The sequence below is a fragment of the Bacillus cereus group sp. BcHK124 genome, assembly GCF_027712065.1.
GTDB lineage: Bacteria > Bacillota > Bacilli > Bacillales > Bacillaceae_G > Bacillus_A > Bacillus_A pacificus.
Genome location: NZ_JAQFPJ010000022.1, coordinates 1 through 24572, shown reverse-complemented (window position 1 = coordinate 24572; position 24572 = coordinate 1). Strand labels below are relative to the sequence as shown.

Sequence of the window (24572 nt, the reverse complement as noted above, 5' to 3'; positions counted from 1 at the left end):
GCTACCGTATACCACCATAAAAATACATTCCTTTTATCTATTGATAACGTTATATGCTACATTTATCTAAATGGAAACATCCTTACCTTAAACAAACATATCGAGTAATAAAACGCCTCCAAAAGCGATAAATGAAAGTAATGTTTCTAATACTGTCCATGTTTTAAATGTTTCTTTCACTGTTAACCCTAGGTATTCTTTTACCATCCAGAACCCAGCATCGTTTACGTGAGAAAACATTAATGCTCCTGCACCTGTTGCAATGACGAGTAACTCTACATTCACACCTGTCGTATTTTCGACGATTGGCGAAACGATACCCGCTGCTGTTGTTAAGGCGACTGTCGCTGACCCTGTCGCAATTCGAATTAATCCTGCTACTATAAATGCTAATACAATTGGAGATAGTGCTAAATGCTCAGACATTTGAGCAATAGCATTCCCTACACCACTATCGATAAGAATTTGCTTAAATCCGCCCCCAGCACCAATAATCGCAACAATAGAGCCGATTGGTAATAAGCTATCTTCTGTTACCTTCTTAATCGCCTTTTTATCGATACCTTGACGAAATCCAAGAAAATAGAAAGCTGCAAAACATGCAATCAATAATGCAATGATAGGACTACCAATTAATGTGACAATCTTCATCAAAGTAGTAGAAAGTGGAACATAAGGAGCTGCTGCAGCTAAAACCATTAACAGAACAGGTAACAATATAACTAAAAATGAAACTCCTATTCCTGGTAATTTCGTTGATTTTGTATTTACACGAATCAATTCTGGCTCATTTTCAGGAATTACACGTTTGTGAATCCATTTAGCGAATATAGGACCTGCAATAATCGCTGCAAAAAATGTAATAATGAGTGAATACAATAATACCTTCCCAAGATTCGCCTTATAAATACCTATTGCCACGATTGCCCCTGGATGCGGAGGAACAAGGCCGTGTACGACAGATAGCCCAGCAATTGCTGGTAATGCTATCAATAAAATATTTTGTTTCGTTGTTTTATGAATTGAAATTACTAACGGCAGTAATATTAAAATGCCTACTTCAAAAAACACTGGGATTCCAATAATAAAACCTGCAATTAACATCGCCCATGGTAAGTTTTTTATTCCAAAGGATTTAATAAAGAACTCTGCCACTTGCATTCCAGCACCTGACTCTGCCATCATTTTCCCTAAAATTGTACCTAATACTAAAATACCTACTAAATGCCCGAGAACACTTCCGACTCCCGTTTCATAAGCACTCACTATTTTATCCATTGGCATTCCAGACATAATTGCTAAAAACAAACTTGCAACCGTCAAACTAATAAACGCATGCCATCTCCACCACGATACCCCTAAAATAACAATTACAATTGATAATAATGTAATCATTAAAAGGTACATATTCATACGCAATTCCCCCTTTATGTAAACCCTTTCAAATTTCTATATAATTAAAAGAACCTATATAGTTCTTACTTGGGTAAAAGATACCTTTACATATTGATATAAAAAGAATCTCCCTTATTAGAGATACACTTTAACTCATCTCTCTAATAAGGGGATTTCTCTTTCATAATTATAATGTTATTGTGATAAACGCTTCGCCGTGAGCAAGTTTTCCTTTTTTAAAAGTGAATGACGCTTTCTTCTCTTACTATTTTCACATAGTAAGACTCCAAACTCGGGATCCAGTTTAAACGATGAAGTTACTTAGGATTTGTCCTCTCATGAAAAGCAATTTTCGGAAAGCCTCTTCACTTTTATGCCTTATAATTTAGGAGCTTTCGCCCAATCCGCAGCAAACTTCTCAATACCTTGATCTGTTAATGGGTGCATAGCAAGTTGTTCAATTACTTTATAAGGGATTGTTGCAATGTGAGCACCTGCCATCGCTACACGAGTTACATGATCTGGATGTCTAACAGAAGCCGCAATAATTTGTGTATCTAATTGGTGAACATCGAATAATTCAGCAATTTTAGCAACTAATAATACGCCATCTTCAGAAATATCATCTAAACGTCCTAAAAATGGAGAAACGTACGTTGCACCTGCTCGAGCAGCTAAAAGAGCTTGGTTCACAGTGAAAATAAGTGTTACGTTTGTTTTCACACCTTTTTCAGTAAGATAGCGACAAGCTTCTAATCCTGCTAATGTCATCGGAAGTTTTATCGTGACGTTTTTATCGCCACCATTAATTTTAATTAACTCTTCTGCTTGAGCAATCATTTCTTCAGCCGTAACAGCATCTGGCGTTACTTCTGCCGAAACAGATTCAACTTTAGGTACTGCCTGACAAATTTCTGCGATACGATCTTCAAACTTAACGCCCTCTTTTGCTACTAAAGAAGGATTCGTTGTAACACCAGCTAAAACTCCAAGTTTATATGCTTTTTTTATGTCCTCAAGATTTGCAGTATCAATAAAAAACTTCATGATCTATTCCCTCCATTTTTTAAACGTCAATGAGTTAAATTTTTAAGATGTTTATTTCTTTTCTACTGCATGTCCGCCAAATTCATTGCGCAGAGCTGCTACTACTTTTCCTGTAAATGTATCATTGTCTAATGAGCGGTAGCGCATTAATAGAGACATTGCGATAACAGGAGTTGCTGTTTGAAGGTCTAATGCTGTTTCTACTGTCCATTTTCCTTCACCAGAAGAATGCATAATACCCTTAATTTCATCTAATTTTGCATCTTTAGAAAATGCATTTTCTGTTAATTCCATTAACCAAGAGCGAATGACTGAACCGTTGTTCCATACTCTTGATACTTTTTCATAATCGTAGTCGAATTCACTTTTCTCTAGAATCTCAAATCCTTCGCCAATAGCAGCCATCATACCGTATTCAATTCCGTTGTGAACCATTTTTAAGAAGTGACCACTACCAGCTTTTCCAGCATATAAGTATCCATTTTCTACAGCAGTATCACGGAAGATCGGTTCAACGATGTCCCAAGCTTCTTGATCTCCTCCGATCATATAACACGCACCATTACGAGCGCCTTCCATTCCGCCAGAAGTTCCTGCATCCATAAAGTGAATGCCATCTTTCTTTAATTGCTCATATCGGCGAATGGACTCTTTATAATGTGAATTACCCGCTTCAATTAAAATATCTCCTTTTGATAAAAGTGGTGTAACCTCATCGATAACAGAATCAACAACAGCGTGTGGTACCATAACCCAAAGAACTCTTGGTGATTGTAATGACTGAACAAGTTCATTTAAGCTAGATGTACCTGTAGCCCCGTACTCTTTCATTTCTTCCACTGCACTTGCATTTAAATCAAATGCTACTACTTCATGTTTATGATCCATTAAATTTTTCCCTAAATTTAATCCCATTTTACCTAACCCAATTAATCCTACTTGCATAATATAATTCCTCCTCAAATCATCTTTTATTAAAAATCCACATCACTACAATCTGGAATACCTTTCAGCACTGAAATGTTAGTACGTACAGAAAGGTATTCACAGTCATAGCTTAAGAATTCAACACATTTTTTGTAATTTGAACAACATTTTCTGTCGTAAATCCAAATAGATTCATGACTTCAGCTCCAGTTCCTGAAGCTCCAAATGTTTCAATTGATAGTACTTTTCCTTCTTGTCCTACATAACGTTCCCAACCGAGAGATACACCCATCTCAAGAGATACTCGTTTCGTTACAGAAGACGGAAGAACGGATTCTTTATATTCGTTCGATTGGCGATCGAATAATTCCCAGCTCGGCATTGCAACGATGCGAACAGAAACTTGATCTTCTTCTAATTTTGCTTTCGCACTAGCAGCTAAGGATACTTCAGAACCTGTCGCAATTAAAATTACATCTGGATTTTCATTCGTTTGTGTTAATACGTAAGCTCCTTTAGAAAGATTCTCTATGTTCGCTTTCGTTTCATGAAACACCGGTAAATTTTGACGGCTCAGTACTAAAACGACTGGACCTTCCGTTTGCTGTAAAGCATAAGCCCACGCACTTGCTGTTTCATTTGCATCTGACGGGCGGATAACTGTTAAACCAGGAATTGCCCGAAGAGCTGCCAAATGTTCGATTGGTTCATGCGTTGGACCATCTTCTCCTACAGCGATCGAATCATGTGTAAATACGTACGTAACAGGTAACTTTTGCAATGCAGCCAGTCGAATCGATGGACGAAGATAATCGTTAAATACAAAGAATGTACTTACGAACGGCTTTACTCCTCCATGAAGTGCCAGTCCATTCGCTGCCGCGCCCATTGCATGTTCACGTACACCGAAGTATATATTGCGGCCAGCATACGATTCTACTGCGTACACTGCTTCCCCTTTTATATCTGTCATCGTAGAATGAGAAAGATCCGCACTTCCACCGAAAATAGAAGGAATCGATTTCACATAATGATTAATAGCTTCCCCACTTGCAACACGAGTAGAAATCGTTTTTTCAGTATCAAAGGATAGAATGTCTTTCGCTTCGATTAAAACCTCACCTGTAATCGCTTTTTCTAATTCATCTGCTAGTGCTGGATTCGACTCTCTATATACGTTGAACTGCTCATTCCACTTGTTCTCTTTTTCAATACCTTTTTGCTTCAGTTCATTAAAATGAGCTGTTACTTCTTCAGGTACAAAGAAATCTTCCTCATAATGCCAACCATACGCTTGTTTTGTCGCTGTCGCTTCTTCTACTCCAAGCGGGTTACCGTGTGCTTTGTTTGTTCCAGCAACTTTTGGACTTCCGTAACCTATAATCGTTCTAATCTCTATAAGAGTAGGTTGATCCTTATTGTCTTTCGCTAATTGAATCGCTTTTGTAATCGCATCAACATCGTTTCCATCCTCAACTCTTACATATTGCCAATGTGCAGATTCTACCCTTTTCTGCATATCTTCAGAGAAAGCAATGTTTAATTCTCCGTCAAGTGAAATTTCATTTGAATCATACAGTACAATTAACTTACCAAGTTTCATATGCCCTGCCATTGACATCGCTTCATAAGCGACGCCCTCCATTAAGTCACCGTCTCCCACTAAAGCGTACGTATTGTGATCTATAATAGAGTGACCATCCTTATTGAACTTCGCTGCTAAATGAGCTTCCGCCATTGCCATCCCAACAGCATTTGCAATGCCTTGTCCTAACGGGCCTGTAGTCGCTTCAACTCCAGAAGTGTGACCAAACTCAGGATGTCCTGGTGTTTTACTATTTAACTTTCTAAAACTTTTCAAATCATCAATTGAAACGTCATATCCAGCTAAATGAAGTAGGCTATATAATAAGCTAGATCCATGTCCAGCCGATAAAACGAATCGATCACGGTTAAACCATTTTGGATGATTCGGATTATGATTTAAATGATTCGCCCATAATGCATAAGCCATCGGTGCTGCGCCCATCGGAAGACCTGGATGACCTGAATTTGCCGCATTAATAGCATCAATTGATAACGTACGAAGTGTGTTCACTGCTAATTGATTTATGCTTTGTGTCATAATAATCGTCCCCCTAAATGCTTTCATGAAAGAAAGTACTTATTTTTCCGTTTCTTGATCTAACCACCATTTAAATCCACTTTCTTGCAATAATTCATGAGACGCATCTGGACCATATGAACCAGACTCATATTCATGAAGTGGTAATAAGTTTTCCTCGAATGCTTCAAGAATTGGTTGTACCCATTCCCATGACAATTCAACTTCTCTCCAATGTGCAAAGAATGTAGCGTCTCCACTTACAGCATCATGAATAAGTCTTTCATACGCTTCAGGCACTCCTACATCTGCTTGCTCGCAAGTAAAGTTAATACGCATCGGTTCAATTTCTCCATTTTTCAATGGATTTTTACTATTTAACTGTAACGAAACATTCTCACCTGGGCTAATTTCAATTATTAATAAGTTAGGTTCTGCATTTGGATTATTATCTTGGTATTGCTGTTTTAGTGTATTTTTAAATTCGATTACAATACGAGTAGACTTTTCTTTCATTCGTTTGCCTGTTCGTATATAGAAGGGAACGTCAGTCCAAAATGGATTATCGATCCACAAACGAGCAGCAACAAATGTGTCTATGTTAGAAGAAGGATTTACTCCTGGCTCCTCTTTATATGCTACAACTTGCTCGCCTTTTATCTCTCCTGAAGCGTATTGTCCGCGAATGATATGGTTTTGAACGTCTTCTTTTTTCACTTTACGAAGCGTCTCCATTACCTTTCGCTTTTCCTCTCGAATTTCACATGCATTAACCTTTTCCGGCAGATTCATAGCAGTCATCATTAATATTTGTAACATATGATTTTGAACCATATCTCGAATGGCTCCTGCCTGATCATAATATCCTGCTCTTTCTTCAACCCCAACTGTTTCACTCGCTGTAATTTGTACATTCGCTATATGTTCTTTATTCCAAATTGATTGGAGAACAGGATTTGCAAACTCTAGTGCTTCAAGGTTTTGAATCATCGGCTTACCTAAATAATGATCAATACGGTATATCTCGTCTTCTTCAAACGTGCGACTAAGCTTATCATTCAGCTCACGAGCAGATTTGAGATCGTGTCCAAACGGTTTCTCAATCATTAGGCGTTTCCATCCATCCGTTTTATCAAGTCCGCTTTCCTTAATATTTAAAGCAATTGTCTCGAAAAATTCAGGAGCAACGGAAAGATAGAACATTCTATTCCCTTTTATATGTAGTTCTTCTTCCCTTTCACGAACGACTTGCAATAATCTCTCATAGTCTTCCGGCTTACTCACATCTAATGGACAATAGCGAAAATTATCTAAAAAACCTTCAAGTTCTAGAGTACCTTCTTCTCTATGACGGGAAAATGTCTCTATTGATTCTTTTATTCTTCCTTGAAAATCTACATGAGATACTTGGCGTCTTCCAAGCCCGATAACGGATATTTGCTTTGGAAGCTTTTGATCTCTATATAAGTTATATAGTGCGGGGTAAATTTTTCGTTTCGCTAAGTCCCCTGTCGCTCCAAATAAAACAAAGGTCATTGATTCCAATTTCAGTCCCCCTCTTGTTGTATAATCCTTGTCAATATTTTAAAAATGAATTGTACAGAAGCCCCTGTTTTTATAAAAAACAAAGAATTCGCAAATTCCAATTCTTTTTATACCTTTCGCTTTCTAATTGTCCCCAATATTAATAGTGGCAATTCAAAGCATTTCCATCACATCTTACTTACCTACTGTCACTTAAATAAAATAACTTAATTATTAAAAGTAATTAGGTTATTTTATATCTATCATATTAACCACATAGATTATCATCGTCAAGTAAAGTGTCTCGAATTAAAGATTTCCCATTCCGTACTATCTTTTCGTACTTGTTTATTTATTAGAATTATCTTCATCACATAAAATGAATAATAAAAAGGCAAAAACGAACAAGAATATGTTCGTTTTTGCCTTTTTATTATTGCTTCAATTGATTTTTAACCGCTCTTATAACCAATTCATGATCTTCTTCTGGTGGTAATCCTGAAACGGTTATCATTCCAATAACCCCTACGTTTTTTATTCTGATAGGAAAGCATCCACCAAATGCAGCGTATTCCGAAGTATCTAAAAGATATTTTTCATTATAGGAGACTCCAGTTATTTCACTTTGTACCTGCATATAATACGAGCTACGATCATGCAGGGAAACGACTCGTTTTTTACGCTCAATCCATTTCGTATTTTCCTCATTTGTCCCCGTCATCTTAAAATGAAATAATTGCACACCATTTTTCGTTATATCAACAGCAATCAATTTTCCCTCTTGCTTCGCTGTTTTAACGATAAATAAACCTAGTTGTAAGGCATCTTCATTTGTAAAAGAGGAAAATTGAAGTGTTTCCTCCTCTTTTAAAATTTGTTTACTTATTTCACTCAAATTTGAATTGCTCATATCTTTATCCCCCTTACTCACTTTATGCCACATGGATATTTTTCAATTTATGTGACTCTATCGTATGACCTTTCAATATTACTAGTACTCTCTTCCTCTTGGTGCTAATAAGAATTATATTTAACGCATTCAAAATGTATGTCCCTTAAAGTGCTGCTATACGCACTAAACATTTCGTATAGAGACATCAACAACATTACAAGCTAAAAAAACCAATTGCTTAAGCAACTGGTTCGCTAAAATTTTCATATGGGATATTCATTCAACCAAAGGAATGCTTGTCTATAATCATCAAAAAACTTTACGGATTCTTTCGTATTGGATTGTTGTAAATAATTCATGATCTCGCCTTCTTCAAGGAGAAAAGCAATTGCCTTACTGTGATTCAAAATCGTTTCATTAAAAAACTTCTCTTTCCATACTTTTTGAACAGAAAAATGATCTGGTATGTAGCCTTTTCTATCTACCAACAATTTGTATTTCCGTCCCTCGGAAATGAATTGCTGACAAACTTGCTCGAAACCATTAAACCATTCATACACATCATCTGTTTTAATCTTGCCGATAAGACGAGTAACAATTATATCTCCCGAAACAGTTGTTCTAATATTCAGTTTACTCAACCTAAAATCATCTCCCTTAGCTACAATTATGCAGAAATATCTCATAAAATCAACAAGATAAACTGTAACGCATTAAAAAGGGACAGACCCTCCCAACCGAGAAGCCTGTCCCAAAATCGTTCTATTTTTCATTCAAACTAATAATCGTGAATTAGAATAATGATTTAATACTTGCTAAAACAGTAAGTACACCTACAATAATAACAAATACGTTACTCATTTTCCCTTTGTATTTAGCTAGTACTGGTACTTTTTGAATCGCATACATCGGTAATAGACATAAGATAGCAGCAACTAATGGACCACTTAAAGAATCAATAAGTCCAAGAATACTTGGATTTGTGTAAGCAACAAACCAGCATGATAATACAACAAAAGTAAGAACGATTGTCTTAATTGTTTTTTCTTCAATTACTTTTCCACGTGATTGACCGAACTTAATAATCATGTCACGCATTACTTCAAATGCTCCGATATAATGGCCAAGGAAAGATTTTGTAATAGCCACAAAAGCAATGATTGGAGCGGCAATCGTAATTACAGGTGAATTAAGTTCATTCGCTAGATATGAAAGGATTGATAAGTTTTGCTCTTTTGCCATTTTTAAATCCTCTGGAGTTAAGCTCAGTGCACTACTCCAAACGAAGAACATAACTACAACGAATGTCATGATGTAACAAACTTTTTGTATTTGTGCACATTTCGCATCAGTAGCTTCGATTCCATACGTAGCTCTCTGTTTCACAACAAATGATGAAATCATAGGTGAATGATTAAATGAGAATACGATGATTGGTAAAATCATCAATATCGTTCCAAAATATCCTGTTCCTGTTGAAGCAGTAGAAACAGCTGAAAAGCTAAGCATTGACGTATTCCACTGTGGAATTAAAGATATTGCGATAAATAATAGAGAAGCTATGAAAGGATACACTAGCATACTCATGACTTTTACAGTAATATCTTGACCAAAATTCAGTATAGCGATAAGACCAAGAACTAATACAAGTGATAAAATAGCCCTTGGAGGTTCTGGCATGTGCAATTGATGCACGATAAAACTACTTGCAGTGTTTGTAAGCGCAACCGAATACATTAGTACGATTGTATAAATTGAACCGAAATATACGATGTTAAAAATGATACTCGCTTTATTTCCGAAATACTCTCTAATTGTACCTGTGATCCCCTCATCAGCAGAATTAGAAGCGTATATCATTTTAGCAAGTGCCCTATGTGAGTAATACATAACTGGATATGCAAGCAATGTAATTAGTAGTAACGATAATAATCCACCTGAACCTGCATTAATCGGTAAAAAGAGCACCCCTGCTCCAATTGCAGTTCCAAATAGACTGAGTGCCCATGTAGTATCCTGCTTATGCCACTTTTTCGGATCTGCATATTGCTCATTTTTTCGTGCGGTATTTTCAGCTTGAACTTCTATTTTCTTTGCAGTATTCCCGTTCATATAATAACTCCCCCTTTTATCTATTCCTGCGGCTCTCTTTATAGCTAACGAATATTTTTCTTTTTCGGAAAATGAATGCCTTACAAGTTGCCCCACATTGTATGTCCTTCATCAAAATGAATCCAAATTAAAACATTCGCTAGATAGCGTCCTAATATAATTGTTAGCGTTAACAAAAAAGTTTACTCGTACTATCCGCTCCTTATATAAAGACCGCTTAAGAGAACAATATAGAATAGATTTCATAAATACGTTGCAACATTTTTAATAACAATGTATTACTTTAATGGTTTCTCTAAATTACTTGTAACAAGTAATTTTAGTTAAACCGGCCTCTCTTCATTTATGAGGCATTTCTTTCTCAATTCTATACATCACTTTCATAGCTTCGGCAGCATTTATGGTATTGATTACACAAGCCACTGAAGCACTTTACATACATTTCGCCTCTAACCACACACCTTTCTTACTTATAATCGCATTTTTTATATTTTCTCCAGAGATAATAAAATTTCTCTCGACGCCCTCATTATAACGTGTATATTTATAAAATTAATATTTTTATATTTTCAGAAATATTTAGTGAACAAAATTTTATATGGATAATATTTTACAGTTCGTACACAACCCTTGTTCCTAGCGCTTAAAACTGAATGAATTAAAATAAAATACAGTCATACAATACTTATCAAAGTTACTCATTTTAAAGATACTTATATTTTTTTCTGTCAAAAAATTATTTTAATCAAAAAAAGATATTCCGATAAATGATTAACGTAGTTAAAAAGAAATATCTTTTTGAATGTACAAACAAATTTTAAGGATATATATTATCACTATTGCATTCATATACATTTTTAGGAAAAATACTTTTTTAATTCATAGCAATAAGAGGACCGCTAACATTTTACAAAAACCTACGCTACACGAAAAAATAAAATGAGCTGCCCATATCAGGCAGCTCATTGACATAATTATCACTATCAGGAGTGGGCAAACAAATCATTTCAAAGTCATCTTAATTCGAGTTTTTTCAACTCTTCTTCAGGAATATCTCTATGTTTATACCGAATCGTTTTTACATCGTTTCCTTTTATACGAAAAGTAATTGTGTCCTCTCCATAAGGCGGATTATGCGCACCCTCAAAAGTTTGAATTTGAACAGTTACATAAAAAATATTGTTTGTTTTATCTGTTTTTATTTCAAGTATTTTTTCAGAACCTCGATACCAAAGTTTTGGTTCCTTATAATAGTTTTCAACTTCTTTACTTATCGGCTCTAATAAGAGATTAATGACCACTTCTTTTAAAAACTGTTTTGGTACGGGTATTCTGTTAATTTCCTTCCTTTTCACATCTATAATTTTCCAAAAACCGCCACTCTTTTCAACAGTATAAAGAACATTCGTACCGTCTGCTTTCCAAAGATGAAAATAACCTTTATTTCCCTTAATATATAATCTTGGTTCATCAATCCACTCACCTTCTGTTTGGACTATCCCTAGAAACAGTTGAGTAAGTGGCGTTATTTTATAACCTAATTGATTAAAATCACCAAACGAATAAAGTTCATAACCGGTTAAATCTATGTCAAAGCTTTCATTTCTATTATTTTCTATTTTTACAATTGCTTGAGCGGAAATACAGGGTAATAAAAAACTCAGAAAACATATGATGCTAATTATTTTTATTTTCATAAAACCAATCACCTCTTTTATTAAAGTGCAACAAAAGAGATGATATTATTGATTATTGCACGATTCAACCTATTAAAAGCAAATCATGTAATCTCTAAAACCTCTCGTTAACTAGCTCTTTTATCGAGTTTAATTTTGAAGAAAGCTCGATAAACCATTCTTCGTCTCCTGTTAATAATGCAAGGTCTATAAGATAAAGGATTTGCTCCTTATTGATTACCTTTGATTCAGGGAGTTTGTTAACATGTTTACTAAAGAGTAAAATCGCTTCGTTTTTTGTGTACTTGTCATCGCGTTTCACAATGCTAACTGTAACTACATCTTCCACTTCATCAAGTGATACAATGTAACCAACTATAAATTCGCCCTCATTTGATATTCCACGAACCCAATCTCCCACTTTTAAAACATGATTATTATTTGACAACATACTTTTTCACCTTCTTATAAATATTTTTTGTAACGATAAACAAGGAATAAAAACGAAATCAAACTGTAATATTTCCCATTACATTTAAATAGTAAGAACTTACGGCTCTATATAACAAGTAAGCCGCTTAACGTTCTTGATTGATAAGATCAACAACTTCTTTCATTGTATAGTTCTTTAAGTATTCACCTAGATGTTCTTCCGCACCTAAGAAAATAGCGAAAAGAACTTTTCGCATGTTTGAACCTACAATACACTGATTATTTGACTCAGGACACTTAGGCTGCAACGCACCTTCAGAGGTTATCTGATATATATGCCAAAGGTTAACTTCACTTAAATCTCGAGCAAAAATAAAACCGCCACCAGTCCCTTCTTTCGATTGTATAAACTTATGTTTTTTTAACAAACTTAGCACTTTGCGAATGCGTACTGGGTGAACACCTGCACTTTCTGAAATAGCGTTACTTGTTGACATCCGGTCTGGCTGTAAAGCTAAATAAGTTAAACTGTGTATGGCCAAGGTAAAGTCGCTGCTCATTATTTTCCTCCTACGATCCAAAAAAATTATTTCTCCTATATTCACATACTGTAGCTATAAACATTACAGATAGATTAGCCAAACGTTAAAATATATAAGACCCACTCTTAGCATAAAGAAATAGATTCCATAACTTCATTTAGCTTTTTAAGTTACAATACATTTAAAGATTCCATTGTTTCTTCACTTGTTCTTCTGCCAACTGTTTAATTTTTTTCCACACTGTATCTTTGCTTACAATAACATTTGTTTGATAATTTCTATCGTTATAATTAACTGTAACACATACTTCAATCATCTTCTGCTTCCTCCTTTCAAAAAACTTTTCTTAAAAAATATTACTTATTAATTAGCCAACTTTTGCAGTTCAATATTTAAAAATGTTCGGACGCTACGTGGTAAAAATTTGCGAATTTCTTCTTCGTTAAAACCAATCTGTAATCTTTTCTCATCCAGCATAATTGGACGACGCAACATTAGCGGATGCTCAATGATTAATGTATAAAATTCATTTAGCGAGAGCTCATCTATATTTATATTTAAGTCTTGAAAAGTTTTGGATCTAGTTGAAATAATTTCAGTAGCCCCCTCTTCCGTTAAACGAAGAATGGATTTAAGTTCATCCACTGTCATAGAGTTGGATACGATATTTTTTTCAGTATAATCAATTTGATTCTCCTCCAGCCATGCTTTTGCTTTTCGGCATGAACTACAGCTTGCTGTTGTATATAAAACCACCATATTTCACTCACTCCTTTAATTTTTTTATGAAATGCACATTTTAAATATCGGTTACTGAAATGTATTAAAAAAAATTACAGTTTAGAATCAAATTCACGTAATGTTAGTTATTCAGCAATGTTTCATTTATCTCTATTATTCATTTCTTTTAAAATGCTTCTTCTATACATTTGTTGAAACTACATTTTACAGACGATGACAACTCACTTCTAAAAAGCTTACTGTAATTTTAAACCTTACAGTTCTATTAATCAAATGTTAAGTCTTGGAGTAATTAATCATTTTTTTATGTGAATTTCCCCCATAGCGTTATTGAAGACACAAAAATAGGTTGAGGCAATACGTGCCCCAACCTATTTTTTATGCCTCTTTATAACTTTTTGCAGTAATAACTGTTTCAAATTCAAAGGTTTCTGGCAGGTGATCAGCATAAGCGTATTCAAAAGTTCGTCCATCCGTTAAATAGGCCACCTGCTCCACTCTCATTAGAAAATCTTGATTTGTTAAGTTCATAAACTGCTTTTCCTTATCATCTGGGCGAATGCCTTTGACCCTAACAACGGATGTTCCCACTTTAAGACCTAGTTTATTTTGAATGTATGAGTAGATCGACTCCTCTAAAACCGAAGCTTCAACACCTGGAATGACCGCAATAGGCATCCATGTATGCTCCATAATCGTTGGGATACTGTGAATGATACGAAGGCGAATGATTTTATATACGAAATCCCCTACTGAAATGCCCAATTTTTCAGCAATGATTTCATCGGCACCGACAATCGTAAACTCGATAATTTTACTTTCTACCTCGCTGCCATAAACAGCTTTCGTACCTGTTAAAGTTTGAATCATTCGTGCCTTTTCCTGCTGACGCCAATCTTGAACGACTGTTCCACTTCCGCGCCGGCGGATAATGTATCCGTCTCTCACTAACAGATCCAGCGCTTTTTTTATTGTCAGGACTGAAACGCCAAATTCTTCAGCAAGGACGGGGCTACTTGGAATTTTTTCATTAATTTTATATTCGCTGTCTAAAATTTGCTGTTTCATTTTTTGATAAATGCCGAGGTATTTTACTTGTGTTGATCCGCTTGCCATTTCCATACCTCCTTTATGCTGTATTCCCTCTTCTATTCATTCAAATGTAAAGCCTCCAGTTTGTAAACTGAAGGTGATGGCGCAGCAAATCCGTTTTCTAAAATTTCAATATTCGTTATTGCTTCTTCGTCTTTCACAAGCTTTGGTGCACCATTTACAATTGTTTCATACGCTGCATCATAGAAACGACCGTAATCGCCAAGCGGCGTTTTAATTTGTTTTTCAATCCAATCACCGTTTGCATTGCGATATTTAGCAACCCCATAGTACATCGGTGAATCTTCACCAAATCCTGCACTCTCAGGCATAATACCAGCTTTCAGATCATTTTCCTGCTGGTCTTCACCATATTTAATAAACGATCCATTTGTCCCATGAACGATAAAACGCGGATAATCCTTCGCTACAACATGGTTCGTTTTTAGTTTAATTTTCAGCTTATTTCCATAATGTAGACTAACATCAAAATAGTTATCAACCGCACCTTCCACTTCATTATTACGAATATCGTATGTCACCGTATCTGGACGGCCAAACAGTGCAATCATACGGTCCATCGTATGAATACCTAAACTATAAAATGCGCCTTCTTCTTTTGGAGCTTCATGAATGATTGAACCAGGACGGAAATAATCAATATGTGATTCAATCTCGACAATATCACCAAGGAATCCTTGTTCCACAACTTGCTTCACTGCTAAAAAATCACCATCAAAACGACGGTTTTGGTAAGGCATAACTACTACACCTTTCTCTCGTCCTAAAGCTAACAATTCTTTCGCATGTTCTACTGTATCGCAAAATGGTTTTTCAACGATAACTGATTTTCCCGCAAGTATAACTTTTTTCGCGAATTCATAATGCGTATGTGCTGGCGTACATACCGTCACTACTTGAATTTCTTTATCATTCAACAATTCATCCAAATCAGTAGTAAAACTAACACCTTTTTCCTCATATGGAGCTGCTAATTCTTCATTTATTTGACGTACAAAAATCGTTTTTATTTTTATATTATTACGTGTGTTTACATAAGGTAAGTGATAGCGGTTAGCTGACTTTCCAAATCCAATAAAGCCCATTGTTAATGTCATGTTCTTCAACTTCCTTGCTCATAAATTTTCGTTTCTATATTTATTATATAGTTTAGTTATAAAAAGTATATAGTTTTGATTTATAAATTATATATTAAATAAAAAAATTCAGATTAAAAAGGAGCATAACAAATATGGCACACACTACTACATCTATGGAAATTTTCGGTTCACCTGAACAAGTATGGCAATTAATTGGAGGATTCAACTCCCTTCCAGACTGGTTACCTTATATACCTAGTAGTAAATTAACTGAAGGCGGTCGTGTACGTCACCTAGCTAATCCAGATGGTGATACGATTATAGAACGTTTAGAAGTATTCAATGATAAGGAACGGTACTACACGTATTCAATCATGAATTCACCATTCCCAGTCACTAATTATGAGTCCACAATCCGGGTTAAAGAAGGTGCTGAAAGTAAAACATCATTAGTAGAGTGGTTTGGTACGTTCACTCCTGTTGAGGTTAGTGATGAAGAGGCAATAAATCTGTTTCATGGTATTTACAGTGATGGGCTCAAAGCATTGCAGCAAGCATTTTTAGATTGAACTACTAAAAAACAACGAAAAGCAAAGCGATATCGCTTTGCTTTTTTATAAAATCCCTTTTAACTTTTCACCAATCAACTTCGATACATACTCATAGCCTTCTAATCCAAAGTGTAGCCCATCTCTTTCCTCATTTTCTACAAACCTTTTATAATTCCGTTCCTGAATCATTTCGGCATATAAATTTAGAAAATAGCTTCCTGTTTCTTTCGCCACTTTCTCTACCACATCTGCATACTGACCGAGCACTTTATTTGTTCTATTGTGCTGTCTTTCCTCATCAACTGGCGCGGGACTAATAAGCAGTACTTTATCTGACGAAATCCGCTTCACAATCTTCTCTAAGTTTTCTTTATATACTTGTAATGATCCTTGTGAAAAAGAAACTGCATCATTCGTGCCAAGAAAAACTGTTACGAAATCTGGTTTATGTGATAATACATCTTCTTCAATTCTATGTAACGCATCGAACGTATTATCACCCGGAACCCCCGCATTTACCACCTTCCAATTCGGAAACATCTCTTGCAAACGCGGTGTTAACCTCGGCGTTCCATCAAAAAACGTTTCATCAGCTGTAATACTATCACCGAAGCATACTAACGTATTCATAAAGTCTAACTCTCCTTTTATGTATGAAATAATTTTCCTTCTATCGCCTTCATATATCTTTCAGCAGAACGTTCCACTGCCTCATTTGCATTTTCTTTTACTACACGATGAAAAGCGTTGTATAAACGATTAAATTGTAACGGCTTTACTCGATTCACCATTTCTTCCACTTTTCTCGCTGGTAATGGAATTAAGTTTGGATAGCTGTACATAAAGCTTACCCATCGCTCATCTGCTACAACTTGAATAATATCGCCTGTTAACAAAATTCCTTTTCCGTCATTACCTTCTTCCCAATGTAAGACAGATCCTCCTTTAAAATGACCACCTAAACGATGAATGACCAATCCATCCGCTAATTGTAAAGACTCACCAGACCAATAAATAATACGACTACTCGGGCGCATCACCCACTCTTTATCATCTTCATGTATGTAAATTGGTACATCAAATGTCTCTGCCCATTCTACTTGCGTTGAATAATAATGAGGATGAGACAATGCAATCGCATCTAATCCGCCAAGCTCTTTTATTTTCGTAATTGTCATTTCATCTAAATAAGTAATGCAGTCCCACAGTAAACGATATGACTCTGTTTTCACTACATATGCCGTTTGACCGATCGCAAACCCTGGTTTTGTCGTAATACTATAAAGCTCGTTTTCCTCTTCGATTATTTCATTTTTATATGTATCACCTGTTTGTAAGCTTTCTAGCGTCGTCCAAGACTGCCCTTTCGGATTCACATATTGCCTTTCTTCATCACAAATATGACAACTCATCGGTTCTTCTACACTCGCTGCATACTGTACACCACACGTTGTGCAAACATAATTTTTCATGATCATTTCCCCTATCCCTATATTTTTATTAAGCTGATTTTTTATTTTCAATTAATAAAATGATAATGGAATTACAGTAAATCCTTTTTCGTTTCTGAAACATTCATTTCACGATCCCCAAAAAATATTTGTGCTATAAAGCAGCTTCAACCTCGTCCATCCAATAACGCCAAGCTGCTAAATAACCTTCTAAATCTTTCGGGTGGTGTCTTAAACATGTATCTATACGCAAATATAAGCCTATAACTATTTCTTCATATAAATCACGGTCTTTTTTATGAAATACACACTGTTTCATCACATAATCAATCGTTTCTTTCGTTAAATCTTCCGGAGTGGAACAAAACGCATAAATTAAATCGTATATAGGATCTCCTAACACTGGCAAGGGATCAATTACACCGTGCAGCTTATTCTCTTGAAATATAAAGTTATGAAATCCAAGATCCCCATGTAATAAAAATGGCTGCTCTACTCCAGCGTCCCTATTTGCTAACTTAAGAACCGTTCTATACTCTTCTTCACTTATGTAACGTTTTACATTTTCATGAGCTTCCATCACATTTGTCGTTAAAAATTCATTCCAAGATTGAACCGGATTTTCTTTCCATCCCCAGACATCTACATCTGAAACTCTTTCATACTTATTAATAACTTCTTTTACAAGTGTACGAAGCGTACTTCGTTTATCCCCTTGTTCACAAGAAGTACTACCTTCAAGAAAAGAATACACAATATACTTATGGAAAGGTTCATTATACAAAAGCTTCGAAAACAACGTATTCCCCTCATAAAAAGAAAGAAAATTAGCTTCTTCACGTATTACTTCCGCTTCATTCAGCTTTACAACATATTCTTCATCCAGCAAATACACTGTACTTGTCGTTCCTCCGTTTAACACTTTTATGCTATTTGGATCATGTGAAATCACTTTCTCCTTAACTAGTTGTGCAGCGATTACTGAAATGTCCATTCCCTCACCCTTTAATACCGAAGATTCCATCAATTCAAAAGACAACTTTACTATTATTTGACAAACACAAAGGAATTCCTCCTGAAAATCTTAATATAACAAAAAAACATTTACTTTTATATTTCAAAAATAAGGAAATACTAACAAAAACGTTACATACATATAGGAGGACAATATGAAACCTGAATTTTTAAAAGCTGTACATGATGCCATTGGAAATGTCGAACACATTCATATAGAAGAAAGCGGTGCTGACAGCTTACTTATCCATCATGATGATGCACAGCAGTTACAACAAGTCGCTAAAACGTTAGAAAACAACAATTTCCGCTCTGCTTTAAGAACAACTGGCGATGCTTCGTATATTGAAGTATTGAACAGATAATGAAAGTCCGGATGTATGCCGGGCTTTCTTTTTTATATCGAAACTTCAAATTCTTTCACATACACCGCTGTTCCAGCAATATCTATATGTAACTTCTCATTTTCTACATCTTTCGTTACATATACCGTTACACGACCATCTTTATTTATTTCCTGTCCTTGTTCAACAATTAACTCCATTTCATGGTCAAAATCTTTTTCCAAATACATCGCATAATACGCTCCCATTACACCTGAAGCTGTTCCTGTCACTGGATCTTCTATCGTTCCAGCATAAGCCGATGAGAAATGACGTCCATGCATTTGTGCCTGTTCATCATAAGTTTCTAGACAAATTGGGTGAATAGAAGCATTAGGTATTTCTTTTAATACTGATGGAAATGCAGCATTATTAGGTTTCATTCTCTCACACGCACCTAGATTTTTAATCGGTACAATTACCGTCCAATTACCAGTACTTCCATATACAATCGGTAAACTTACATCTAAATCATTTACTTCTAAACCGATACTATGAGCTAATTCTTCTTTTGAACCTGTAAATTCTTTAAACTGAGGTGCTGCCTGCCTCATTTTAATAAAGGTTTCTCCATTTTCATTTACATCTATTTGTATCGGTAAAATCCCAGCCTTCGTTTCAATCGTAAGGTTACTTTTCTCTTCTAATAAACCTTTTTCGCGCAAGGCATATAGCGTCCCTACTGTCCCATGACCACATAAATCCATTTCAAAACCAGGTGTAAAGTAGCGCATTCTTATATCTCCTACTTCTGAGGAAAGAACAAAAGTTGTTTCATTATATCCAACTTTTTCAGCAATAATTTGCATTTCCTCTTCCGTTAATCCATCTGCCTCTAATACAATACCTGCTGGATTCCCCATATTCGGTTTATTCGTAAATGCGTCATAATGAAATACATTTATAGTCTTCATTTTCTTTTCCCCTAACCCTCATTAAAAATTTTATAATAAAGCTCTATCTCCGTTTTCACCACTTTAATTCACCTACACCCGGCTCAATAAACTTCCCTGAAACATCCTCATTTGAATCTATTACCCAATCATATATATTTTGCGCTCCTTCAGCCGGAGTCATATTCGCATCAAAAGCACCAATGTCAGTCTTTAATTTTCCAGGGTGAATGGCAGTTACACGAATTCCTTTATCTTCAAATTCTTGTTGCAGACAAAGCGTTAACATATTTTGTGCAGCTTTAGCAATTCGATAGGAATAGGAAAACTGACCTTGCGAAAACTCTTTGTTCGCCATTTTATGTAATGAACCTAATCGAGAGGACACATTTATTATTCTCGGATGATCCGATTTCTCTAAAGCTACATATGTACCTTTTACAGCTCGAATTACACCTAAACAATGAATATTAAATACATCCGTTAACTCTTCTGAATTCGTATGTAAAACTTCAGTCTCCTTTCCAGTAATGCCAGCGTTATTTATAACTAGATCCAAATACCCTGTATATTCCGCAAGCTGGTTCTTAATTTGCTCCGTACTCTCATCAAGTGATAAGTCTGCCAATATAGGAAAACATCTACAACTAAACATTTGCTTCAATTGTGTTACCGCAACCTCAGTTCTAACTAACGGATAAACAATATGCCCATTTTCATGAAATACTTTTACCAACTGTAATCCTAATCCACGATTTCCACCTGTAATAAACACTCTCATATATTCATCTCCTTATTTTTAAAATAAATAAGAAAATCCATCCACTTACCATTCTCTAAAGAAAATGCCTCTCTCTTGCATTCAAAAGAAAAACCTGCTCTTTCCGCGAGACGGATGGATGGCTCATTATCAACATGTATATGTAATTCAATTCTATGAAAACGAAGGTTATTAAAAAATAACGATAACGCAGCTTTCACACTTTCAATACCATATCCATTTTTCCAGTATTGATTATGTACGGAATACCCCATCATCGCCCATTGATAGTCCATACGTAAAATTTTTATCAGCTCTAGCTTTCCAATATTAGCCCCGTCTTCTTTACGAAAAATACCTAATACATACATCTCATCTCGATGTACTGCTTCATCAAAACCTCTTATCCATTCCGTAAACCATTCTTTCGTTGATGATGCCATAACTTGATAGCCATCGTCATATTTATACTGCGATGGTAACCTCTTATGAAATCCATCGAACCAACTTTCATAATCATCATTTTGGAACGGACGAATCATAAGTCTCTCTGTCTCTACCTGTAATAGCGGAAGCTTCATTTACATCTCTTCCCTTAATTAATATTTGAATTTTCTTTATTATCTTACACAAAATACAAAATCTAGTAAATTATTATGTTCTTGATAAACAAAAAATCCAGTTATGCTTTATACATAACTGGATTCCTCATCACCTAATCATTTTTTATTTTACAAGTACACCTTCTCTTAATTCCCTCTTCAACACTTTCCCTAAAGCATTTTTCGGTAATTTGTCCATAAATACAACTTCTGGTATTTTATAACTTGCCAGTTTTTCTTTACAATGCTGTATAATTTCTTCTTCCGTTAAAGATGTTTGCATATCTTTTACAATATACGCAGTCGGAACCTCTCCCCAAAAGTCATCTGGAACTCCAACTACTGCAACTTCTAAAATACCATGTATTTCATGAATAACATCTTCTACTTGATCTGGATATACGTTATCACCACCGCGTATGATAACGTCTTTATATCTTCCCATAATATGCAGGAATCCATCGTCATCTATCATGCCAGCATCGCCCATGTTAAACCAATTATCTTTTACTACTTTCTTTGTCGCCTTTTCATTATTCCAATACCCTTTAAACATATATGGACTCCTTACATGAATCTCCCCAACTTCATTTGTTGTTAGTTCATGTCCTGTTTCTGGATGAACAATTTTCACCTCTACATGTTTCAAGGTTTTCCCTACAGAAGACATCTTTTCTTTTCCCATCATTGGATGCCATGAAGTTACAACCCAACCTTCTGTACTACCATAGCCTTGCACCATATATATTCCTTTTTCCATATATTTTTGGATGAGTGTTTCTGGCACTTTTGTTCCACCGCTTTGTGCTACTTTAAAAGTTGAAATGTTTCGTTCCTTTTTATTTAATTCATCAAGCATATAGCTATAAACAGCTGGGAATGCAAGCATCGTCGTAATTTTCTCTTCTTCAATCTTATCCCAAATAAGAGTAGGATTCGAATCAGCTAAGAAAATCATCGTAACACCGTGATAAATGCAATTTAAAATAGAAAGCACGCCACTCATATGGAACAATGGATGCACAGATAAAAAGCGTTCTCCTGCCGGAATTTCTCTTTGTCCTGCAATCTCTGCAAAATAATGATGTAAGTTTTTATGTCCAATTACACATGCTTTTGCTTGTCCAGTCGTTCCTGAAGTAAATAAGTAAATTGCATCATCATCTTCATGAACTTCTACGTTCGGCTCTGTACTTGGCTGTTCTTGTAATGTTAATTCAAATGAACCAAAGCCTTCTTTTGTCGTTTGAATTACATAAGGAATTTCTTTAACAGCATCAATCTTTAAAGCTTCATGGAACTCTTCATCAATAACTAACACTTTTAATTTTGCTTCTTTTACAATCGTTTCTAATTCATACGCAGTAAGCTGATGATTTAGTGGAATACATACCGCTCCGATTTTTAAACTTGCCATCATAACGCTTGGAAATGGATGATTATTTTTGCATAGTATTCCAATACGATCTCCTCTTTGTACACCGCTCTGTAACAAATAATGTGCAAGCTGATTTACTCGTTCATTATACTGCTGAAACGAATACCTTTTCCCTCCCCCTACAAGCGCTTCCAAATTTGGTGATTGCATTGCTCTTTTGTGTAATAATTTTTGCATCGTTCTCAAGTAAAACTCCCCTTTATATATGTTAGGTTTTTTATTTTACCAGATTAATTATTAATTTACTAAAGATTACACTTAGTGAATATAAATTTTATAAAAATAGCCATCTACTTAACAAGTAAATGGCTATTCCCTCTTATATATTAGAATACTCCTTATTCATCACATATCGTACATACTCCGGTGCGCTTTTATCAATCTCTTCATCACTTAATTTATATTCAGCACCGTATAAATAAAACGAAGGTATAAATTTCATATCTGTGTATAAGCATGTAGCTTGAAATGGTTTTGTTAACTCATCCATCGTACTGTATATCAAGAAGTACCACCAAAGGTTGAGTACACAATAAGCGAATACGGGAAGTCTTTAATGCAAATTATGAATGAACTATTTGAGTGGGGAAAAGATCATCAAATGAAAAGATTACATGACTAAAAAACCTACCAACTTCTTTACATACTGGTGGGAACAGCACATCACTATCAAGCTAACAAAAAGACCTTAATAAAAAACTTTCATGTTTATAGTCCATTTAAGAATTAGCTTGATAGTGATACGGCAAGACCCAAATAAAGAAGTATATGAAACAAATTAACAACAACGCACGGCTGATGTTAATAAGAAAATTATAGTCGCTGAATGTCTTTCTTACTTCATTTTGAAGTTTAAACAATTATCCATTAAGCCAAGCTTAATAATATCGCTTTTGTACGATTATCCGTTACTTCATAATAAATTTCTAACCCTTTTCGAGTACCTGTAACGACTTTAGTAGCTTTTAGTTTAGATAAATGTTGACTAATTGTACTTTGAGGCATTTGTAACATTTCATACATTGTCGTTACGTTAATAGGACCTTTTGCAACCATTATTTTTACTAATGATAAACGGACAGGATGTGCTAATACCTTCAATACTTCAGTGATTTCTTCATACATTTCTTTCATATTTTTTCTCCCCTTTTACATAAATATTAATGATATCCATATATATAATTCGAAAGGATATACGATTTTGTGTCCGTCATTTTAAAAAAAATAAAAAATCTTTTCAGATGGAAAGAATCCCCCCCTCTGTTCAATATTCTATAAAGTGAAACTTTAATCAGTGGGGGTTTTCTTCATCCCCCACTGATTATTAGTTGAACCAATCGGGCTTTTATGGGCAGCTGATCCCCATCTTACTTCTTTGCTTTCGCTGAATTTTGAGGTAGGGGTCTTACTGCCCATTAAAGCGGGATACATTTTTCTTTCACTCGATATTATGTGGTAGGAATTTTCCTTATTGCGATCCTCTTCCATTGTTTTCTTGCTTATGTCCACTATTCCCTTGAGAATCTCTTCCATTATTCTCTTGCTGATTCCCATTATTCCCTTGCGAGCCTCTTCCGTTATTTCCTTCCTGATTCCCATTATTTCCTTGGGACCCTCTTCCGTTGTTTCCTTGCTGATTCCCATTATTTCCTTGGGAACCTCTTCCATTGTTTCCTTCCTGATTCCCATTATTCCCTTGCGAGCCTCTTCCGTTGTTTCCTTCCTGATTCCCATTATTTCCTTGGGACCCTCTTCCATTGTTTCCTTTCTGATTCCCATTATTCCCTTGCGAGCCTCTTCCGTTGTTCTCTTGCTGGTGCCCATTATTTCCTTGGGACCCTCTTCCATTGTTTCCTTTCTGATTCCCATTATTCCCTTGCGAGCCTCTTCCGTTGT

25 protein-coding genes and 3 pseudogenes are annotated in these 24572 nt (G+C 35.3%); 3 read left to right on the top strand and 25 right to left on the bottom strand.

The genetic code is table 11. The features are described from left to right. Positions 1-87 precede the first annotated feature (87 nt). The 15 genes from gntP to PDK19_RS22760 all read right to left on the bottom strand — a co-directional run bounded on the left by gntP (position 88) and on the right by PDK19_RS22760 (position 15602). Entirely contained in the window at positions 88-1413 is a 1326-nt protein-coding gene (gntP, locus tag PDK19_RS22830; RefSeq protein ID WP_001057629.1) for a gluconate permease GntP, read from the bottom strand. A gap of 360 nt (positions 1414-1773) precedes the next feature. Further along, the gene (fsa, locus tag PDK19_RS22825) at positions 1774-2442 is read right to left on the bottom strand and encodes a fructose-6-phosphate aldolase (RefSeq protein WP_000667692.1); all 669 of its coding nucleotides are present in this window, start codon (positions 2440-2442) and stop codon (positions 1774-1776) included. Between the two features lie 51 nt (positions 2443-2493). After that, positions 2494-3387 carry a phosphogluconate dehydrogenase (NAD(+)-dependent, decarboxylating) gene (gnd, locus tag PDK19_RS22820; protein ID WP_270708097.1) on the bottom strand — a complete coding sequence of 298 codons (894 nt, stop codon included), beginning with the start codon at positions 3385-3387 and terminating at the stop codon, positions 2494-2496. 112 nt (positions 3388-3499) lie between these two features. Next, positions 3500-5494 (bottom strand): transketolase, encoded by a 1995-nt coding sequence (tkt, locus tag PDK19_RS22815; RefSeq protein ID WP_000194421.1) that lies wholly within the window; start codon positions 5492-5494, stop codon positions 3500-3502. Between the two features lie 39 nt (positions 5495-5533). Next, entirely contained in the window at positions 5534-7018 is a 1485-nt protein-coding gene (zwf, locus tag PDK19_RS22810; protein WP_000445366.1) for a glucose-6-phosphate dehydrogenase, read from the bottom strand. 412 nt (positions 7019-7430) lie between these two features. Then, the gene (locus PDK19_RS22805) at positions 7431-7940 is read right to left on the bottom strand and encodes a heme-degrading domain-containing protein (RefSeq protein WP_140383362.1); all 510 of its coding nucleotides are present in this window, start codon (positions 7938-7940) and stop codon (positions 7431-7433) included. 212 nt (positions 7941-8152) lie between these two features. Continuing rightward, on the bottom strand, positions 8153-8575 hold the full coding sequence (locus PDK19_RS22800; protein ID WP_080120838.1) for an STAS/SEC14 domain-containing protein: 423 nt from the start codon (positions 8573-8575) through the stop codon (positions 8153-8155). A gap of 106 nt (positions 8576-8681) precedes the next feature. Then, a complete protein-coding gene (locus PDK19_RS22795; protein ID WP_001014187.1) occupies positions 8682-10001 on the bottom strand; it encodes an aromatic amino acid transport family protein in 1320 nt (439 codons plus the stop codon). Positions 10002-11014: 1013 nt separating this feature from the next. Further along, positions 11015-11698 (bottom strand): DUF3888 domain-containing protein, encoded by a 684-nt coding sequence (locus tag PDK19_RS22790; RefSeq protein WP_000694048.1) that lies wholly within the window; start codon positions 11696-11698, stop codon positions 11015-11017. Between the two features lie 94 nt (positions 11699-11792). Beyond that, positions 11793-12128 carry an IDEAL domain-containing protein gene (locus PDK19_RS22785; protein ID WP_000950600.1) on the bottom strand — a complete coding sequence of 112 codons (336 nt, stop codon included), beginning with the start codon at positions 12126-12128 and terminating at the stop codon, positions 11793-11795. Between the two features lie 127 nt (positions 12129-12255). Next, positions 12256-12669, bottom strand: coding sequence for an Rrf2-family transcriptional regulator SaiR (gene saiR / locus PDK19_RS22780; RefSeq protein ID WP_000093222.1), 414 nt, complete (start codon positions 12667-12669; stop codon positions 12256-12258). 163 nt (positions 12670-12832) lie between these two features. Then, the gene (locus PDK19_RS22775; protein ID WP_000573533.1) at positions 12833-12967 is read right to left on the bottom strand and encodes a BA3454 family stress response protein; all 135 of its coding nucleotides are present in this window, start codon (positions 12965-12967) and stop codon (positions 12833-12835) included. Positions 12968-13014: 47 nt separating this feature from the next. Beyond that, the gene (gene spxA / locus PDK19_RS22770) at positions 13015-13410 is read right to left on the bottom strand and encodes a transcriptional regulator SpxA (protein WP_000261188.1); all 396 of its coding nucleotides are present in this window, start codon (positions 13408-13410) and stop codon (positions 13015-13017) included. Between the two features lie 360 nt (positions 13411-13770). Continuing rightward, positions 13771-14508: a GntR family transcriptional regulator gene (locus tag PDK19_RS22765; RefSeq protein WP_270708090.1), complete on the bottom strand. Its 738-nt coding sequence runs from the start codon at positions 14506-14508 to the stop codon at positions 13771-13773. Between the two features lie 32 nt (positions 14509-14540). Next, positions 14541-15602 (bottom strand): oxidoreductase, encoded by a 1062-nt coding sequence (locus PDK19_RS22760; protein WP_000176631.1) that lies wholly within the window; start codon positions 15600-15602, stop codon positions 14541-14543. Between the two features lie 134 nt (positions 15603-15736). Between PDK19_RS22760 and PDK19_RS22755 the strand changes: the two genes are divergently transcribed. Continuing rightward, positions 15737-16153 (top strand): SRPBCC family protein, encoded by a 417-nt coding sequence (locus tag PDK19_RS22755; protein ID WP_000951525.1) that lies wholly within the window; start codon positions 15737-15739, stop codon positions 16151-16153. A gap of 45 nt (positions 16154-16198) precedes the next feature. Here PDK19_RS22755 and PDK19_RS22750 read toward each other — a convergent pair whose 3' ends face one another. The 3 genes from PDK19_RS22750 to PDK19_RS22740 form a co-directional block, all read right to left on the bottom strand. Then, positions 16199-16765: an SGNH/GDSL hydrolase family protein gene (locus tag PDK19_RS22750; protein WP_262722997.1), complete on the bottom strand. Its 567-nt coding sequence runs from the start codon at positions 16763-16765 to the stop codon at positions 16199-16201. Between the two features lie 17 nt (positions 16766-16782). Continuing rightward, positions 16783-17607, bottom strand: a complete 825-nt coding sequence (locus PDK19_RS22745; protein WP_000801073.1) for an MBL fold metallo-hydrolase — start codon at positions 17605-17607, stop codon at positions 16783-16785. 133 nt (positions 17608-17740) lie between these two features. Continuing rightward, on the bottom strand, positions 17741-18580 hold the full coding sequence (locus tag PDK19_RS22740; protein WP_014893582.1) for an aminoglycoside phosphotransferase family protein: 840 nt from the start codon (positions 18578-18580) through the stop codon (positions 17741-17743). Positions 18581-18755: 175 nt separating this feature from the next. Here PDK19_RS22740 and PDK19_RS22735 point away from each other — a divergent pair, with 175 nt between their 5' ends. After that, positions 18756-18965 carry a hypothetical protein gene (locus PDK19_RS22735; protein ID WP_000801653.1) on the top strand — a complete coding sequence of 70 codons (210 nt, stop codon included), beginning with the start codon at positions 18756-18758 and terminating at the stop codon, positions 18963-18965. A gap of 32 nt (positions 18966-18997) precedes the next feature. On the opposite strand, the gene PDK19_RS22730 is transcribed toward PDK19_RS22735, so the two are convergent. From PDK19_RS22730 to PDK19_RS22710, 5 genes and pseudogenes are all read right to left on the bottom strand, one after another. Then, entirely contained in the window at positions 18998-19897 is a 900-nt protein-coding gene (locus tag PDK19_RS22730) for a PhzF family phenazine biosynthesis isomerase (RefSeq protein ID WP_000849356.1), read from the bottom strand. Positions 19898-19952: 55 nt separating this feature from the next. Next, positions 19953-20657, bottom strand: coding sequence for an SDR family NAD(P)-dependent oxidoreductase (locus PDK19_RS22725; RefSeq protein WP_001263473.1), 705 nt, complete (start codon positions 20655-20657; stop codon positions 19953-19955). Then, entirely contained in the window at positions 20654-21217 is a 564-nt protein-coding gene (locus PDK19_RS22720; RefSeq protein WP_270708087.1) for a GNAT family N-acetyltransferase, read from the bottom strand. The genes PDK19_RS22725 and PDK19_RS22720 overlap by 4 nt, the downstream gene beginning before the upstream one ends. A 145-nt stretch (positions 21218-21362) precedes the next feature. Further along, positions 21363-22862, bottom strand: a complete 1500-nt coding sequence (locus tag PDK19_RS22715; protein WP_001259936.1) for a class I adenylate-forming enzyme family protein — start codon at positions 22860-22862, stop codon at positions 21363-21365. A 133-nt stretch (positions 22863-22995) separates the two neighbouring features. Further along, positions 22996-23169 (bottom strand): annotated as a pseudogene (locus tag PDK19_RS22710) (NAD(P)H-dependent oxidoreductase); the annotation flags it as partial. On the opposite strand from PDK19_RS22710, the pseudogene PDK19_RS22705 reads away from it, so the two are divergent. After that, a pseudogene (locus tag PDK19_RS22705) lies at positions 23158-23298 on the top strand (winged helix-turn-helix transcriptional regulator); the annotation flags it as partial. The pseudogenes PDK19_RS22710 and PDK19_RS22705 overlap by 12 nt on opposite strands. A 245-nt stretch (positions 23299-23543) precedes the next feature. Here PDK19_RS22705 and PDK19_RS22700 read toward each other — a convergent pair. Together PDK19_RS22700 and PDK19_RS22695 are read right to left on the bottom strand one after the other, a co-directional pair. Then, positions 23544-23810, bottom strand: a complete 267-nt coding sequence (locus PDK19_RS22700; RefSeq protein WP_000661864.1) for an ArsR/SmtB family transcription factor — start codon at positions 23808-23810, stop codon at positions 23544-23546. Between the two features lie 334 nt (positions 23811-24144). Next, positions 24145-24572 (bottom strand): annotated as a pseudogene (locus tag PDK19_RS22695) (hypothetical protein); the annotation flags it as partial.